This is a genomic window from Sphingomonas sp. MJ1 (PH-R8), assembly GCF_048058635.1.
GTDB lineage: Bacteria > Pseudomonadota > Alphaproteobacteria > Sphingomonadales > Sphingomonadaceae > Sphingomonas.
Map to the genome: position 1 here is coordinate 50,752 of NZ_JBBEFX010000004.1, position 14,245 is coordinate 64,996.

Annotated in this window: 17 protein-coding genes; 8 read left to right on the forward strand and 9 right to left on the reverse strand. The window is 67.6% G+C overall.

Annotation, left to right across the window (positions count from 1 at the left end; translation table 11 throughout):
• The first annotated feature begins 4 nt into the window (after positions 1-4).
• Both VPH46_RS04780 and VPH46_RS04785 read left to right on the forward strand, forming a co-directional pair.
• Positions 5-1,036: a ferritin-like domain-containing protein gene (locus VPH46_RS04780; RefSeq protein WP_125960500.1), complete on the forward strand. Its 1,032-nt coding sequence runs from the start codon at positions 5-7 to the stop codon at positions 1,034-1,036.
• Positions 1,037-1,076: 40 nt separating this feature from the next.
• A complete protein-coding gene (locus VPH46_RS04785; RefSeq protein ID WP_132882807.1) occupies positions 1,077-2,429 on the forward strand; it encodes an Nramp family divalent metal transporter in 1,353 nt (450 codons plus the stop codon).
• A 13-nt stretch (positions 2,430-2,442) separates the two neighbouring features.
• On the opposite strand, the gene VPH46_RS04790 is transcribed toward VPH46_RS04785, so the two are convergent.
• Entirely contained in the window at positions 2,443-2,898 is a 456-nt protein-coding gene (locus VPH46_RS04790) for a DUF1465 family protein (RefSeq protein WP_132882806.1), read from the reverse strand.
• Positions 2,899-2,979: 81 nt separating this feature from the next.
• A complete protein-coding gene (locus tag VPH46_RS04795) occupies positions 2,980-3,177 on the reverse strand; it encodes a YdcH family protein (protein WP_132882805.1) in 198 nt (65 codons plus the stop codon).
• A 152-nt stretch (positions 3,178-3,329) separates the two neighbouring features.
• Here VPH46_RS04795 and VPH46_RS04800 point away from each other — a divergent pair, with 152 nt between their 5' ends.
• Positions 3,330-3,485, forward strand: a complete 156-nt coding sequence (locus VPH46_RS04800) for a YdcH family protein (protein WP_132882804.1) — start codon at positions 3,330-3,332, stop codon at positions 3,483-3,485.
• Between the two features lie 92 nt (positions 3,486-3,577).
• On the opposite strand, the gene VPH46_RS04805 is transcribed toward VPH46_RS04800, so the two are convergent.
• The 4 genes from VPH46_RS04805 to VPH46_RS04820 form a co-directional block, all read right to left on the reverse strand.
• Positions 3,578-3,952, reverse strand: a complete 375-nt coding sequence (locus tag VPH46_RS04805) for a PilZ domain-containing protein (protein ID WP_274611244.1) — start codon at positions 3,950-3,952, stop codon at positions 3,578-3,580.
• A 52-nt stretch (positions 3,953-4,004) separates the two neighbouring features.
• Entirely contained in the window at positions 4,005-4,472 is a 468-nt protein-coding gene (gene dksA / locus VPH46_RS04810; RefSeq protein WP_125960506.1) for an RNA polymerase-binding protein DksA, read from the reverse strand.
• A 747-nt stretch (positions 4,473-5,219) separates the two neighbouring features.
• The gene (locus VPH46_RS04815) at positions 5,220-5,732 is read right to left on the reverse strand and encodes a hypothetical protein (protein ID WP_204991342.1); all 513 of its coding nucleotides are present in this window, start codon (positions 5,730-5,732) and stop codon (positions 5,220-5,222) included.
• A 79-nt stretch (positions 5,733-5,811) separates the two neighbouring features.
• Positions 5,812-6,321: a host attachment family protein gene (locus VPH46_RS04820; protein ID WP_125960507.1), complete on the reverse strand. Its 510-nt coding sequence runs from the start codon at positions 6,319-6,321 to the stop codon at positions 5,812-5,814.
• 113 nt (positions 6,322-6,434) lie between these two features.
• On the opposite strand from VPH46_RS04820, the gene serS reads away from it, so the two are divergent.
• From serS to rimO, 5 genes are all read left to right on the forward strand, one after another.
• The gene (gene serS / locus VPH46_RS04825) at positions 6,435-7,715 is read left to right on the forward strand and encodes a serine--tRNA ligase (RefSeq protein ID WP_416609372.1); all 1,281 of its coding nucleotides are present in this window, start codon (positions 6,435-6,437) and stop codon (positions 7,713-7,715) included.
• A gap of 41 nt (positions 7,716-7,756) precedes the next feature.
• Entirely contained in the window at positions 7,757-8,836 is a 1,080-nt protein-coding gene (locus VPH46_RS04830) for a LysM peptidoglycan-binding domain-containing M23 family metallopeptidase (protein WP_125960509.1), read from the forward strand.
• Entirely contained in the window at positions 8,833-9,876 is a 1,044-nt protein-coding gene (locus tag VPH46_RS04835) for a potassium channel family protein (protein WP_416609375.1), read from the forward strand. The genes VPH46_RS04830 and VPH46_RS04835 overlap by 4 nt, the downstream gene beginning before the upstream one ends.
• On the forward strand, positions 9,876-10,232 hold the full coding sequence (locus VPH46_RS04840) for a DMT family protein (RefSeq protein ID WP_416609377.1): 357 nt from the start codon (positions 9,876-9,878) through the stop codon (positions 10,230-10,232). Before VPH46_RS04835 ends, VPH46_RS04840 begins: the two co-directional genes overlap by 1 nt.
• A 63-nt stretch (positions 10,233-10,295) precedes the next feature.
• Positions 10,296-11,645 (forward strand): 30S ribosomal protein S12 methylthiotransferase RimO, encoded by a 1,350-nt coding sequence (gene rimO / locus VPH46_RS04845; RefSeq protein WP_416609379.1) that lies wholly within the window; start codon positions 10,296-10,298, stop codon positions 11,643-11,645.
• A 329-nt stretch (positions 11,646-11,974) separates the two neighbouring features.
• Here rimO and VPH46_RS04850 read toward each other — a convergent pair whose 3' ends face one another.
• The 3 genes from VPH46_RS04850 to VPH46_RS04860 are packed head-to-tail and all read right to left on the reverse strand — an operon-like array spanning position 11,975 to position 14,171.
• Positions 11,975-12,355, reverse strand: coding sequence for a c-type cytochrome (locus tag VPH46_RS04850; protein ID WP_416609381.1), 381 nt, complete (start codon positions 12,353-12,355; stop codon positions 11,975-11,977).
• Positions 12,352-12,702, reverse strand: coding sequence for a hypothetical protein (locus VPH46_RS04855; RefSeq protein ID WP_416609383.1), 351 nt, complete (start codon positions 12,700-12,702; stop codon positions 12,352-12,354). Before VPH46_RS04855 ends, VPH46_RS04850 begins: the two co-directional genes overlap by 4 nt.
• Positions 12,699-14,171, reverse strand: a complete 1,473-nt coding sequence (locus tag VPH46_RS04860; RefSeq protein WP_416609385.1) for a GMC oxidoreductase — start codon at positions 14,169-14,171, stop codon at positions 12,699-12,701. The genes VPH46_RS04855 and VPH46_RS04860 overlap by 4 nt, the downstream gene beginning before the upstream one ends.
• Positions 14,172-14,245: the final 74 nt, after the last annotated feature.

Sequence of the window (14,245 nt, forward strand, 5' to 3'; positions counted from 1 at the left end):
TACCATGGATCAGCAGGAACCCCTCCAACAGGTGCTCGAAGCCAGCGACAAGCGTCGCGCCGAGCGCCGTGAATTCTTCCGCTATGCAGGCGGCTTCGGCATCGCCGCGGCCGGTGCCGCGGTGCTGTCGGCGTGCGGCGGCAACGATGACGACGACGCGGGTACGGTGACCACTGCGGCCACCCCGACGCCCACGCCGACCGGATCGGCAACCGCAACGCCGACGCCGACGCCCACGGCCACCGAAGCGGACGTGCTCAACTTCGCGCTGAACCTCGAATATCTCGAGGCGCAGTTCTATGCCTTCGCCGCGACCGGTGCGGGCCTGCCGTCAAACCTTCTGTCGGGCGCCGGCACCGCTGGCGAGGCGACGGGTGGACGCCAGGTGAACTTCACCGATCCGCTGGTGGCGCGCTATGCGCGCGAGATCGCGGCGGACGAGCAGGCGCACGTCGCCTTCCTCCGCCGGACGATCGGCACTCCGGTGATCGCGCAGCCGGCGATCGACCTCGGCACGTCCGCCACCAGCGCCTTTGCAAGCGCAGCGGTCGCCGCAGGCCTGATCCAGCAGGGGCAGACGTTCGATCCGTACGCGAACGACGAAAACTTCCTGCTCGCGGCATTCCTGTTCGAGGACGTGGGCGTCACCGCCTATCGCGGCGCCATCCAGTATCTGAGCACCACCAGCTACATCGACGCGACGGCCGGCATCCAGGCGTCGGAAGCCTATCACGCGGGGCTCGTCCGTACCGTTCTCTACCGCAAGGGCGTCAACATGGCGTCGCTGCTGGACGCCACCGACAAGATCTCCAATGCGCGCGACGCGCTCGACGGCGCCGGCAGCGACACGGATCAAGGCGTCCGGCTGGTGAACAATGCGTCGAACATCGTGCCTTCGGACGGAACGGGGATCGCGTTCGCGCGTACCCCAACGCAGGTTCTCAACATCGTCTATCTCGGCAACAAGGTCGCAACCAGCGGCGGCTTTTTCCCGAAGGGTGTGAACGGCCTGCTCAAGTCCAGCGCGGCGCTCTGAGGCCCGCGCGAAACACCGAATACCGAGGAAGAATGGCAGAATGACCCCACCCCCGGCGAGTTCTTCACCGCTCGCCGGGGGTGCCGCCGCACCCCGGGCACCCAGCCTCCCCGGCGCCAACCGCAGCATCAGCGTGCCTGCAGGCGCCGGCAGCTTCTGGCGAAAACTGGGCGCCTTCGCAGGTCCAGGCTACCTCGTTGCCGTCGGCTATATGGACCCGGGCAACTGGGCGACCGACCTCGCGGGCGGATCGGCCTTCGGCTACACGCTGCTGTCGGTCATCCTGATCTCCAACATCATGGCGATGGTGCTGCAGGCGCTGTCGGCAAAGCTCGGCATCGTGACCGAGCTCGACCTGGCGCAGGCATGCCGCGAGCAATATTCCACGCCCGTCCGCTGGATGCTCTGGGTGCTCTGCGAACTGGCGATCATCGCCTGCGATCTTGCCGAGGTGATCGGCACCGCGATCGCACTCCAGCTCCTGTTCGGCATCCCGCTTGCGCTCGGCGTCTGCCTGACCGCGGTCGACGTGATGCTGATCCTGCTTCTCCAGCAATATGGCTTCCGCAAGCTCGAGGCGTTCATCGTCGCCTTGCTGATCATCATCGCCGGGTGCTTTGCCGTCGAGCTGTTCCTGGCGCAGCCGAGCCTTGCCGGCATCGCCGCCGGGCTGATCCCCAAGCCGGAGATCGTCACCAACCCGGCCATGCTCTATGTCGCCATCGGCATCCTCGGCGCGACAGTGATGCCGCACAATCTCTACCTGCACTCCTCGATCGTGCAGACCCGGCGCTTCGATCGCTCGCTGGAAGGGCGCAAGGAGGCAGTGAAGCTCGCCACCATCGACAGTTCCGTCGCACTCATGCTGGCGCTTTTCATCAATGGCTCGATCCTGGTGCTCGCCGCCGCGACGTTCCATACCGCCGGGCGAACCGATGTTGCCGAGATTCAGGACGCCTACGCCTTGTTGACGCCCATGCTGGGCGCGAGCGTGGCAAGCATCCTGTTCGGCATCGCCCTGCTCGCGTCCGGGCAGAACTCCACGCTGACGGGCACGCTCGCCGGCCAGATCGTCATGGAAGGTTTCCTGGACCTGCGGATGCCGGTGTGGATGCGGCGGATGATCACCCGGCTGATCGCGATCGTGCCGGCGGCGGTGGTTGCGACCTGGTATGGCGCGAGCGGCACGGCACAGCTGCTGCTGGCGAGCCAGGTGGTGCTCAGCCTTCAGCTTCCGTTCGCCGTCTATCCGCTGGTGCAGATCACGAGCGACCGCCGGCGCATGGGCAGCTTCGTCAACGGGCCGGTCATGAAGATCGCGGCGTGGGCGATTTGTGCCGCAGTCATCACGCTGAACTGCGTGCTGCTGGGGCAAGTTGCCGGGCTGCTGTAGCCCGGGGCCCCGATCAGAAGCTGGCGGAGAGCCTGTCGAGCATGACGCGCGCGGGGCTTGCAGCATCCGCTCCTTGAGCGGCATCCAGCCGCTCCACCCGCCGGTAAAGGTCGATGCTGGCCTCGATCAGCACACGGGCCGGCTCCGGAAGCAGCGCGAGCACATCCTCGGCAGTCTCCGGCGCGATCCCGATTGCGCGGCTGCTCGTGAGAACGGGTCGTGCCTCCACTTCTCCGGTCTCCCGAGCCCGCTGGGTCAACAGCCAGGAGGTCACGTGCATCAGCCGCGTCGTCAGCTTCAGCGATTCGCAGGAGAAGGCGACCCGCGCGATCGGATCCAATCGGCCGCGGTCGCGCTTGCCGGCCAGGTCGAAATAGGCCCGCGCTTCGTCAGCGAGCAGCATCGCCTCGACGTGGAGCGGGCCGATCAGCCGGTGATGCAGCGCAGGAGGCGGAGCGAAGCGATCCATGGCCCGTGGAGATGCCACAGCTGGTTGCAGTGCGATATGATCAAGAACAAGGATGCGGTCCCGTTCTGAAACGCGCACGGGTCAGGCGATGATGTCGGGGATCAGCTGGTCTTCCAGGGCCGCAATCTCGTCGCGCAGGCGCAGCTTGCGCCGCTTGAGCCGGGCGATCTGCAACTGGTTGGGACTTGCCTGCACCACCAACGCGGCGATCGCATCATCCAGGTCGCGATGCTCCACGCGCAGGTGCTCCAGCTGGGTCGTGATCTCGGGATCGTGCATCCGCTAACCATTGCCTGTGTCGAGGAAGGGTGCAACGCTCCGTCTGCACTTTCCGCACGGCGCGTCGAAAGCGCACGGCTAGTGCGGAGACAAGCGGAGAATCGCGTGTTCTAATGCTCCTCCCCCAACCCCAACAGCAGAGGATTGCATCCATGCAGACTGGCCATCTCGCCGCGCTTGAGGCGAAGCACGCACTGCTCGACAGCCAGATCATGGCCGAGTCGCGACGCCCGTCCCCGGATCAGGAGACGCTCGCCACGCTCAAGAAGCGCAAGTTGCAGATCAAGCAAGAGATGACGGCGCAGTGATGCCTTCGGGGGCGGGTCGAAAGATCCGCGCCCCACGACCCCCGCATGCCCCTGCGCCCGCAAAGCGCGGGGACCTCACCAAAGCTGCAGGATCAAAGCGGACGCTTGAGCGGTTGTGCTTCTGGCTTGCGAACGGTGACCGGCTTGCGTGCAGCCTTCGGGTCGATCTCTTCGACAAAGGCGACACCGATGCGCCCTTCGGTGGACCAAGCCACCGTCCCGCGCACCAGGCCCACGCCTCGCAGATCGATCTCCACTTCGGCTCCTACGGGCAGCACCGGCCCGTGCTCTGCCATCAGGCCGCCTGCCGAAAGGTTTCTGATCCGCACCGGCACCGGATCGCCGCGCCCCACCCGCCGCAGCGTGGCAGTGAGCAGGAGGCTGTCGCGATCCTGGGCGCGCTTGTGCTGGCCGTCGGGGGAAATATCCTCGCTGATCCTATCTACTCCGAACGCGTGCTTCGGCAGACCTCAACCAGCAACTCCTTACCCAAAAGTTAACGGTGCGGCGATGTGAGGCCTACTCCTCGCGAGAGATCTTCTCCTGCCGCTCGTGTCGCTCCTGCGCCTCGACGGTCATGGTGGCGATCGGCCGCGCTTCCAGCCGGCCCAACGAGATCGGCTCTCCCGTCACTTCGCAATAGCCATATTCGCCATCTTCGATGCGGCGAAGGGCCGCGTCGATCTTTGCGATCAGCTTGCGCTGGCGATCGCGGGTGCGCAGTTCGATCGACCAGTCGGTTTCGCTCGATGCACGGTCCGTCAGGTCCGCTTCGCGAAGCGAGTCCACCTGCAACTGGGAAAGCGTGCCCTGTGCCTCGCGGTGGATCGCTTCCTTCCACGCGAGCAGCTTCTGTCGAAAATATGCCTGCTGCCGCAGGTTCATGAACGGCTCGTCCGAACTTGGACGATAGCCATCGGCGACCTGGTCATTGGCCGCAACGGGCGGTGTGTCAGATTGCCCGGTCAAATCAAATACACTTGCCATCCCCACTCTCCACCCCGGTCTCCCGCCCGAACGTACTGGCGGGGGAACCGCCTGTGCCTGGCGCGCCTATACTGACAAGCACAAGCCATCACAAGCGCCACAAAGCCGCAGGAACACTAGCTTTTATCCCGATCGACTTCGGGGAAATTCTGGATACCGCCGATCATGACTTGGAAGCTTGCAGATGTTCCGACCTGCGAACACTTCCGCGTCCGTACCATAACGACACAAGCGCCCCGGCGGCGCCAAGAAGGCTGTAAACGCACGCCACTATATGGTTATAGATGCGTTAATGGTCTCTCGCTCCGCACGGTGCGCCGGACCCGGTGCGTGCGAGCGTAGCGCCGCCGTCATCCGACGGCTGCGACTCCTGCCAAAGATGAAGAGTGGCACTATGTCGGTTCGTATGGCCTTGGCGAAACTCTGTGCATGCGCCTGTGGGGGCGCATTGGTCGGAGGCGGCGCCGTGCACGTGGCCGAGAATCCGACCAGCTACGGCATCACCAAACGCATCGTCCCGAAGAAGCGAGTCGCGCGCCAGGAGACTCCCCGCCCCACCAAGCGGCTGCTTCGCAACCCGGTAGTCGCAACTGCCGCCTGTCCGCCGCCCGTGGTGACGGTCGCCGGGGCGCCGGAACCGTCGGTCCCGCCCCCCGTCTATGTGGGTTCGAGCGGCGAGGTGCCGATCGCGCCGAGCGGCGGGAGCAGCGGTCCTGTGGTCGTCGGCGGCACCGGTGGTGGTGGCTTCTACGGCGGCGGCGGCTTCTTTGGGGGCGGTGGCTTCGTCGGGGGCACCGGCGGGTCGAGCGGCATCGTCATCTCCTCGACCACGAGTTCCAGTTCGAGCGGGGGCTCGACGTCGAGTGGAGGATCCTCAACCTCAACGGGGGGATCCTCCACTTCGACTGGCGGCTCGTCCACGTCTACGGGGGGCTCGTCGACCTCCACCGGTGGCTCGTCCACCTCGACGTCGACCGGAGGCTCCTCGACCTCGACGGGCGGGTCCTCGACGTCGACCTCCACCGGCGGATCGTCGACCTCCACCAGCAGCGGCGGATCCTCGACGTCCACCTCGTCCTCGACCTCGAGTTCCTCCTCGACGTCCAGTTCGACGTCGACCAGTTCCGGCAGCTCGCATGGCCATCCGCCCGGTCCTCCAGGACCTCCGGGACCGCCCGCTCCGGTGCCCGCACCGCCGATGCTGCTGCTGTTCGGCGGCGCCGCCGCGGCGCTGGTCGGCCGCCGCCGCTTCGCCCGCAAGTCGCAGGCCGAAACCTCCGCATAGAAAAGGCCGCGCGATCGCCTCGCGCGGCCCTTCCTCTTTCGGGGCTCGTGCGCGTCAGGCGTCGAGCAGGAGGCGCTCGATCTGATCCACCGGATGCCCGGTCAGGTCCTTGTCCAGTTCCCCGATCAGGCGGGTGCTGACTTCCTTGTGGTAATGCTTGCGCAGTTCGCCGAGCGTCTTGGGCGGCGCAACGATGATCAGCTTGTCGAACTCGTTGCTGAGCGCGCGCTTGCGCAGCATCTCTGCGGTCTCTGCGGCAAATCGATCCTCCTCCAGCTGGTGGAAGTCGGTTTCCTCGAAGGTGCCGCGCGAAGGCGCAAACTGCGCGCCGCCACCCTGGGCATGCATCGAGCCGTTGCGGGCCACGGACGGGGCGCCGGGGCCGGACTGGGTGGAAGACGCGGTTCCGGACGCATCCCGCTTCTGGTCGCTGTCCTTCGGGTTCGGATGGATTTCCTTGGCCTCGACCTGCAGGTTCGGCTGCACCGCGTCACCCTCGTTGCGCAGGAACAGCATCTTGCGGCCGTCGGCGACAAGCACGAAAGCGTCGTGGGGGATCTGCATGGAAGGGTCTCCTCTCGTTCCAGTTGCCAGCCCAACGCATCGTTCGCCGTACAGGTTTCCCCGGTTGGTCTTGCGGCTTGCACGGCGCGGAACGCCCGGCCATAGCCGCGGCCATGCACGACATCCGTTTGATCCGCGACGATCCCGCAGCCTTCGACGCAGCGCTAGCCCGCCGGGGCCTGGCGCCGGTATCGGCCGAGCTCGTCGCCCTGGATGAGCGCCGTCGCGCGCTGGTGACCGAGCTGCAGCAAGGACAGGCCCGTCGCAACGAAGCGTCCAAGGCGATCGGCGCTGCGAAGGCAAAGCGGGACGAGGAGACCGCCGCTGCCCTGATGGCCGAGGTGGCGATCCTCAAGGAACGGCTGCCCGCCCTGGAAGCAGAGGAGCGCACGGTCGGCGAGGACCTCACCGCGCGGTTAGCGTCCATCCCCAACCTTCCCCTCGCCGACGTGCCGGAAGGTGCCGACGAAGACGACAACGCCCTGGTGCACGAGCGCGGCCAGCCCCGGAGCTTCGACTTCGCCGTCCGGGAGCACGACGCGATCGGCCCCGCGATCGGCCTCGACTTCGAAACCGGCGCGGCGCTGTCCGGGGCACGCTTCACGCTGGTTCGCGGCGGCGCCGCACGGCTGCACCGTGCGCTCGGCCAGTTCATGCTCGACACGCTTTCCGATGCGCACGGCTTCGAGCAGGTCGTGCCGCCGCTGTTGGTCCGCGACGAGGCGTTGTTCGGCACCGGGCAGCTGCCCAAGTTCGCCGAGGACCTGTTCCGCACCACCGACGGCCGCTGGCTGATCCCGACCGCCGAGGTGAGCCTCACCAACATCGTCGCCGGCAAGATCCTGAGCGAGACGGAGCTGCCGCTGCGCTTCACGGCGCTGACGGCCTGCTTCCGCTCCGAAGCGGGTGCGGCCGGCCGCGACACGCGTGGCTTCATCCGCCAGCACCAGTTCGAAAAGGCGGAGATGGTCTCCATCACCACGCCCGAGCAGTCCGAGGCCGAGCATGAGCGCATGACCGCGGCGGCCGAGGACATTCTCACCCGCCTGGGCCTGCCGTTCCGGCGCATGAAGCTGTGCACCGGCGACATGGGCTTCTCGGCCGCGCGCACCTACGACCTGGAGGTGTGGCTGCCCGGCCAGCATCGCTATCGGGAAATCTCGAGCTGCTCCACCTGCACCGATTTCCAGGCGCGCCGGATGAACGCGCGTTTCCGGCCCGAGGGTGAAAAGGCGACGCGCTTCGTCCACACGCTCAACGGCTCCGGCCTGGCCGTGGGGCGCGCGCTCGTGGCCGTGCTGGAGAATTACCAGCGCGGCGACGGCAGCGTGGGCGTGCCGGACGTGCTGCAGCCCTATCTGGGCGGACTGGAGACGCTCGCGCCGACGCGCTGAAAACCGGTTTGCCGGCGAGGCAAGGGATCGAGGGGGAACGCATGATCGGCCAACGCGCTTGCTGCCGCGCTCTACCCTTGCTGGCACTGGGGCTGCTGAGTGCCTGCATTCCCGGCGGCCGGCCGCAGCAGATCCCGTCGAGAACGGTGGCGGGGCCGCCGGACGACCGGACGGGCAGCGCGCAGCCGCAGGCGGAGGGCGTCACTGCGCCGCCGACCGCGCCGCCCGCGTGGGAGGTCAACCGCGTAGTGGCGGACGCCCGGACCGTCGCGCAGGACGTCCACACCGTAACTCGCGGAGAGACGCTGCGCGCGATCGCGAACAAGACAGGCGCGGGATCAGAAGCGATCGCGCGTGCCAACGGTCTCGCCCCGCCCTTCACCATCTATCCGGGGCAGAAGCTCACCATTCCAGGTGGCCGCTACCATCTGGTGCGGGAGGGGCAGACCGGCATCGCCATTGCCCGCGCCTATGGCGTGCCCTGGTCGAAGATCGTCTCCGCCAACGGGCTGGAGGATCCCTATATCCTCCGCACCGGACAGCGGATCCTGATCCCCGGCGCCGCGGCGACTGCCGGCATGAGCGTCGCCGAACGGGCCGCTGCCTTCCGCCTCGACATCGACGACATTCTGACCGGCGGCGAACCGGCGATCGAGCCGGAGGACAAACCCGCCCGAGCGACCGCTTCGCCCGCCCGCGTGCTGCCCCCCAGTGCAGCGGTGGCCCCGCCGGCGCGCCTGGCCGGCCAGTTCCAGTGGCCCGCCAGCGGCACCGTCGTGAAGCGGTTCGGCGCGGGCGAAAGCGGGGAACGCAACGACGGCATCAAGATCGCGGTGCCGCTCGGCACGCCCGTGCTCGCGGCGGCGGACGGCGTCGTCGCTTATGCGGGCAGCGGCGTTCCGGGCCTTGGCGGCGTCGTCATCCTCCGGCACGGTGACCGCTACACCAGCGTCTATGGGCATGCGAAGGAGTTGCTCGTGCAGCGGGGGCAGTCGGTCAAACGCGGACAGCAGATCGCGGTTTCGGGAGAGACCGGCTATGCCGCCCGGCCGCAGTTGCACTTCGAGATCCGCCAGGGTCGCGCGCCCGTCGACCCGCTGTCGAAGCTGCCCGCGCGGTGAGCCGGCGCGAGCCCTCCCACCGAACGCTCAGGCGAGCGTCCCAGACGCCGGTCTGGGCCCAGATCGCCTGGCGGGTGGTGGCGGTTCTCTCGCTGCTCGCGCTCGCCATCAGCGTTCACTGGTTCGACCGCACCGGGCTGCGGGACAATTACGACGGCGAGGTCAGCTTCCTCGACGTCATCTACTTCACGATGATCTCCATCACGACGACGGGATATGGGGATATCGCGCCGGTGTCCGAGCGCGCCCGCCTGTTTGACGCGTTGATCGTCACTCCGATCCGGGTCTTCGTGGTGCTGCTGTTCATCGGCACCACCTATCAATTCGTGCTTCGACGTACTTGGGACCGATGGCTGATGGCGCGCATCCAAAAGAATCTGGAAGACCATGTGATCGTCGCGGGCTTCGGCAAGACCGGTTCCGAGGCGGTCGCCGAACTGATCGCGCGGGGCGAGATGCCGCAGCGGATCGTCGTCGTCGACCGCGATCAGGACAATCTCGCCGCGGCCGAGGCATTTGGCTGCACCGTCCTCCAGGCGGATGCAACGCGCGACACGGTCTTGCAGGACGTGCGCGTCGCCAATGCCCGGACGATCATCGTGGCGGCCGGGCGGGACGATACCTCGATCCTGATCACGCTCACTGCGCGCCATCTGGCGCCGACGGTGCCGATCAGCATCATCGTCAAGGCAGAGGACAACGAACTGCCGGCGCGGGCAGCGGGCGCCACGACCGTGATCAACCCGATCAGCTTTGCCGGATTGCTGCTGGCGGGATCCTGCCGCGGACCGCACATGGCGGACTATATCAACGATCTCGCCTCGATCGGCGGCCCCGTCGCCTTGTCGGAGCGCCCCGTCCGGCCGGAGGAGATCGGAAAGCCGCTCTCGGCGATCACGCCCGGGCTTGGCGTACGTGTCTATCGTGGCGACCGCTTCTTCAGCTTCGCCGAAGCCGAGGCGGCATCGCTCCAGGCGGGAGATCTGATCGTGGAGATCGTCCCGAACCGGAAAACGGCCTCCGGGCCGACGCTGCCCTGATGCCGGAGGTCGCGACCCGGCTGCTGCCGGTCCTGCTGCTGGTCTGCTCCAACCTGTTCATGACCTTCGCCTGGTACGGCCATCTGAAGGTCCGCAGCGCGCCGATGCTGCTGATCATCCTGGGCAGCTGGGGCATCGCCTTCTTCGAATATTGTCTGGCCGTGCCCGCCAACCGCATCGGCGCGCAGGTCTATTCGGCCGCCCAGCTCAAGGCGATGCAGGAGGTGATCACGCTGGCGATCTTCTGCGCCTTTTCCGTGCTCTACCTCGGGCAGAAGATCACCGTGAACCACCTGATCGGTTTCGCGCTGATCGCGCTGGGCGCCTGGTTCGTGTTTCGCGCGCCGGCGGGTTGAGCGCCGGCAAACCCCTCCTGCCCCTATCTTTTTCGCACGAAATCACTATGTCGCGCGGCGATCATGGCAACCAGACTTCCTGAAGCCCCCAAAGTGGGGATGGTCTCGCTCGGCTGTCCGAAGAACCTCGTCGACAGCGAACGGATCCTCACCAAGCTGCGTAGCGACGGCTACGGGCTGTCGCCGGACTATGCCGGCGCAGACGTCGTACTCGTCAACACCTGCGGCTTCCTCGACTCCGCCAAGGAGGAGAGCCTCGAGGCGATCGGCGAAGCCATCGCCGAGAACGGCCGCGTCATCGTCACCGGCTGCATGGGTGACGAGGCCGCGGCGATTCGCGCCCGCTTCCCCAACGTCCTCGCGATCACCGGCGCGCATCAGTATGAGTCGGTGGTCGAGGCCGTGCATGAGGCGGCGCCGCCGATCCCCTCCCCCTTCGTCGATCTGGTGCCCGAAGCCGGGCTGAAGCTTACGCCGCGCCACTACAGCTATCTGAAGATTTCCGAAGGCTGCAACCACCGCTGCTCCTTCTGCATCATCCCGGCGATCCGCGGCGACCTGGCCTCGCGGCGGCCGGACGCGATCCTGCGCGAGGCGGAGAAGCTGGTGGCGGCCGGCACGCGCGAGCTGCTGGTGATCAGCCAGGATACCTCTGCCTACGGTATCGACATCCGCGACCAGCCGCGGATGTGGAAGGGCGCCGAAGTCCGCCCGCACATGACCGATCTTGCCCGCGAGCTCGGCAAGCTCGGTACGCCCGACCAGCCGGTCTGGGTGCGGCTGCACTATGTCTATCCCTACCCCCATGTCGACCACGTCATCCCGCTGATGGCGCAGGGGCTGATCGTTCCCTACCTCGACATCCCGTTCCAGCACGCCAGCCCCAAGGTGCTGCGTTCGATGAAGCGCCCGGCCAACGACGCCAAGGTGCTCGAGCGGCTGCGCGGCTGGCGCGCGGTCTGCCCGGACATCGCGATCCGCTCGTCCTTCGTGGTCGGCTTCCCCGGCGAGACCGAGGAGGACTTCCAGTATCTCCTCGACTGGCTGGACGAAGCGCAGCTCGACCGCGTCGGCGCGTTTCGCTTCGAGCCGGTCGAGGGCGCCGCTGCCAACACGCTTCCGGACCCGGTGCCGGAGGAAGTGAAGGAAGAGCGCTACACCCGCCTGATGGAGAAGACCGCCGCGATCTCGGCAGCCAAGCTCCAGGCAAAGGTCGGCCGCACCATCCCGGTCATCATCGACGACGTCGATGAAGAGGGCGGCGCCACCGGCCGCTCGCAGGCAGACGCGCCGGGCATCGACGGCGAGGTGTTCCTACGCGACTCCGGCCATCTCGCACAGGGCGACATCGTCCCCGTGCTGGTGGAGGATGCCGACGAGCACGACCTCTACGGGGTGCCAGTCAGCCGCTGATCCGCGGCTGGTTTGCCTTGGCTGCGGGCAGCCGAGAGCAGGCTGGCTTCTGAGTACACGGCGTCCGGCGAAAGTCGGCGCCGTTGAGGGCGTTCGGTGGGTGCGCCGAGTTCGCCATATCGGTGCCTCGGCCACCTTCGACCTTCCTGACAAGGTACGCGGATCGCTCTCCTGATCCATAGGCCCTACCTTCCTTCGAGAGGACAGTGAGAGGGTCCCTCCTCCTTCTTGTGCTCCCGCGCAGGCGGGAGCCCAGAGTAGCGCGCGCGAACCGCTGTTGCCCCTGATCCCCGACCTCGCGGGACACGGGGCAGCGGCTGATCGAAGCTTCATTCTCCCGGAAGACTGAGCACATAACGGGCGACCTCGGCCGCCTGCTTCCGGTTCTCCAGCCCGGCGAAGGCCATGCGGGTGCCGGGTACGACATTATCCGGGTCGAGCAGGAAGGCGGTGAGCCGAGGCTCGTCCCAGCCACCCTCCAGCTTCTGCATCGCGGGGGAATAGCCATAGCCGGGGAGGCTCCCCGCGCGCCGGTCGGCGAGGCCCGCGAGGCTGGGACCGAGCGCAGCGGCGCCCGGCGTGGTGCGATGGCAGGTCTGGCAGGCAGCGAAGGCGGCGGGTTGCGGGAGTGCGGCGGGCGGCTTCTCGCCCCGGCACCCGGAGAGTGCCGCCAGCAGCAGCAACCCCGCGGACCCGCCCAGCGCCTTCATGCGGTGACCCCATGATACGCGGCGGCAAAGGCCAGCACCTCTGTCGAGGCGAGCAGCCAGCCGTCCACCTGCCGGGTCCGGCCCTCCGCGAAGTCTGCCGCCACCAGCCCTGCCAATTGCTCGTCGTCCGGCGTGCCGAGTGCCCGCCAGTCGGCACGCACGGCATCGCGGGACAACGCAGGATCACAGCGCACGCAGGCGCGGCCGAGACTCGCCATTGCATCCTGGCGGTAGCGCTGCTCCGGCGAGCCGCACAAGGTACGGCGAACCGGGGGCAAAGCCAGGCCGGCGCCGCCGGCCAGCAGGGCACCGGCCCCGGCGGCAAAGCCGCGGCGCGAGAGCTTCATGCGAAATGCTCCTGTCTGAGATGATCGGAAAGCCGTAGCGCGAGGGCGGTAAGCATCATCGTGGGCGATCCGCTGCCCGCGGTCGGGAACACCGAGCTTCCCGCGACATAGAGGTTGCCGACGCCGTGCACGCGGCAGTCGCGATCGACCACGCCGTGGCGCGGATCGTCGCTCATGCGGGTCGTGCCGGTGTGATGATATCCGATGTCGAGTTCGGGGAAGTCGGGCCACGGCGCTTCGGGATCGTAGCGCAGGCGCAACCGGCCTAACCCGCGCCGGCCGGTCTCCTCGCCGAAGAGCATCAGGCTGCGGTGGAGCGAGCGCTTGCCCTCATCCGCGAGCGCCCAGTGAAGATTGAGGATCGGCATGCCCACCGCATCCACCGTATCGGTGAGGGTCACGCGGCTCTCGGGGATCGGCCGCGGCTCCAGCCGAGCGGCGACGCGGTAGCGGGTCGGCTCCGCCCGGCAGTAACCGCGATCGACCGCCCAGCCCGCGGTGTCGAGCGGGTGGGCGAGCGCGGTGGAAAGGTCTTCGCCGCGGATGCTGCCGGCGTCTCCGGCGGCGATGCCGTCCTGGAGCCGCTTGGCAGCGGCACCGCCGGCGGTAGGCTGCTCGTAGACGGGCGTCACCCGCAGAAAGACGTCGTCGATCCGCTCCCGCCTCAGCGCTGCGTCGGTGAGCAGGAAGTGGCTGACGGTGTGGGTATCGCCCGGATAGTCCTGGAACGCCATCAGCCGGTCCATCGGCACGGCCGGATTGCGGGCGAAGTCCTGGTAGATCACGACATGGTCCGTGAAGTAGCGCCCGACCTGGTCGTGAGCGTTGCCGAGGCCGGCCGCGAAAGGCCGACGCGAGGCGAGCAGCACCCGGGCATTCTCCACCCCGCCCGCGGCCAGAACGAACACGCGGGCGCGGACCTTCGCCTCGGTACCGGCGAGCGTGCGAACCGTCGCCTCCTCGATCCTAGTGCCATCCGCCGAGCCGACCAGCTCGGTCACGTTGGCGTGGTGGAGGAAGCGGATGTTCGGCGCCTTGGCGACCGGAGGCGCATAGCGGGCAAAGGTCCGGTTGCCGGTCTTGGGATTGATCGGCGCAACAAACGTCAGCCGGGTTTCGAACAACTGCGGGTCGAGCCGCCAACCCTGCGTCGCCAGACGCCGACGCCAGGCTTCCGGCGACCAATCGACGATGTCGTCGCGGAACAGCACCCGCTTCGACGCCTCCGGCAGATAATCGGCAATGTCGGCAAGGGCGATGGGCCAGCCCGTGTTGGGGATGCCCGGCCGCGCCGCGAAGTCCCGGTCGAGGAAACGGTAGCAATGCCCCGACCAGTGATTGGTCGTCCCGCCGATGTAGCGGAGGCGGGACGCCTGCAGCGGATAGGGAAGCCCGCTGACCGTTGCATTGCCGTTGAGCTGCTCCACCTCCCGCTCGATCCCCTCGCCGCCGCTCTCCAGCAGCAGCACGCGTACCCCCGTGCCGGCGAAAGGTGAGGCTAAGGTTAGGCCAGCGGCGCCCGCTCCGATGATGCAGAGATCGG

Coding starts and splice junctions, on each gene's coding strand:
- VPH46_RS04780 (WP_125960500.1), top strand. CDS start 5: ATGGATCAGCAGGAACCCCTCCAACAGGTGCTCGAAGCCAGCGACAAG.
- VPH46_RS04785 (WP_132882807.1), top strand. CDS start 1,077: ATGACCCCACCCCCGGCGAGTTCTTCACCGCTCGCCGGGGGTGCCGCC.
- VPH46_RS04790 (WP_132882806.1), bottom strand. CDS start 2,898: ATGGATCGCTTCGCTCCGCCTCCTGCGCTGCATCACCGGCTGATCGGC.
- VPH46_RS04795 (WP_132882805.1), bottom strand. CDS start 3,177: ATGCACGATCCCGAGATCACGACCCAGCTGGAGCACCTGCGCGTGGAG.
- VPH46_RS04800 (WP_132882804.1), top strand. CDS start 3,330: ATGCAGACTGGCCATCTCGCCGCGCTTGAGGCGAAGCACGCACTGCTC.
- dksA (WP_125960506.1), bottom strand. CDS start 4,472: ATGGCAAGTGTATTTGATTTGACCGGGCAATCTGACACACCGCCCGTT.
- VPH46_RS04820 (WP_125960507.1), bottom strand. CDS start 6,321: ATGCAGATCCCCCACGACGCTTTCGTGCTTGTCGCCGACGGCCGCAAG.
- serS (WP_416609372.1), top strand. CDS start 6,435: ATGCACGACATCCGTTTGATCCGCGACGATCCCGCAGCCTTCGACGCA.
- VPH46_RS04830 (WP_125960509.1), top strand. CDS start 7,757: ATGATCGGCCAACGCGCTTGCTGCCGCGCTCTACCCTTGCTGGCACTG.
- VPH46_RS04840 (WP_416609377.1), top strand. CDS start 9,876: ATGCCGGAGGTCGCGACCCGGCTGCTGCCGGTCCTGCTGCTGGTCTGC.
- rimO (WP_416609379.1), top strand. CDS start 10,296: ATGGCAACCAGACTTCCTGAAGCCCCCAAAGTGGGGATGGTCTCGCTC.
- VPH46_RS04850 (WP_416609381.1), bottom strand. CDS start 12,355: ATGAAGGCGCTGGGCGGGTCCGCGGGGTTGCTGCTGCTGGCGGCACTC.
- VPH46_RS04855 (WP_416609383.1), bottom strand. CDS start 12,702: ATGAAGCTCTCGCGCCGCGGCTTTGCCGCCGGGGCCGGTGCCCTGCTG.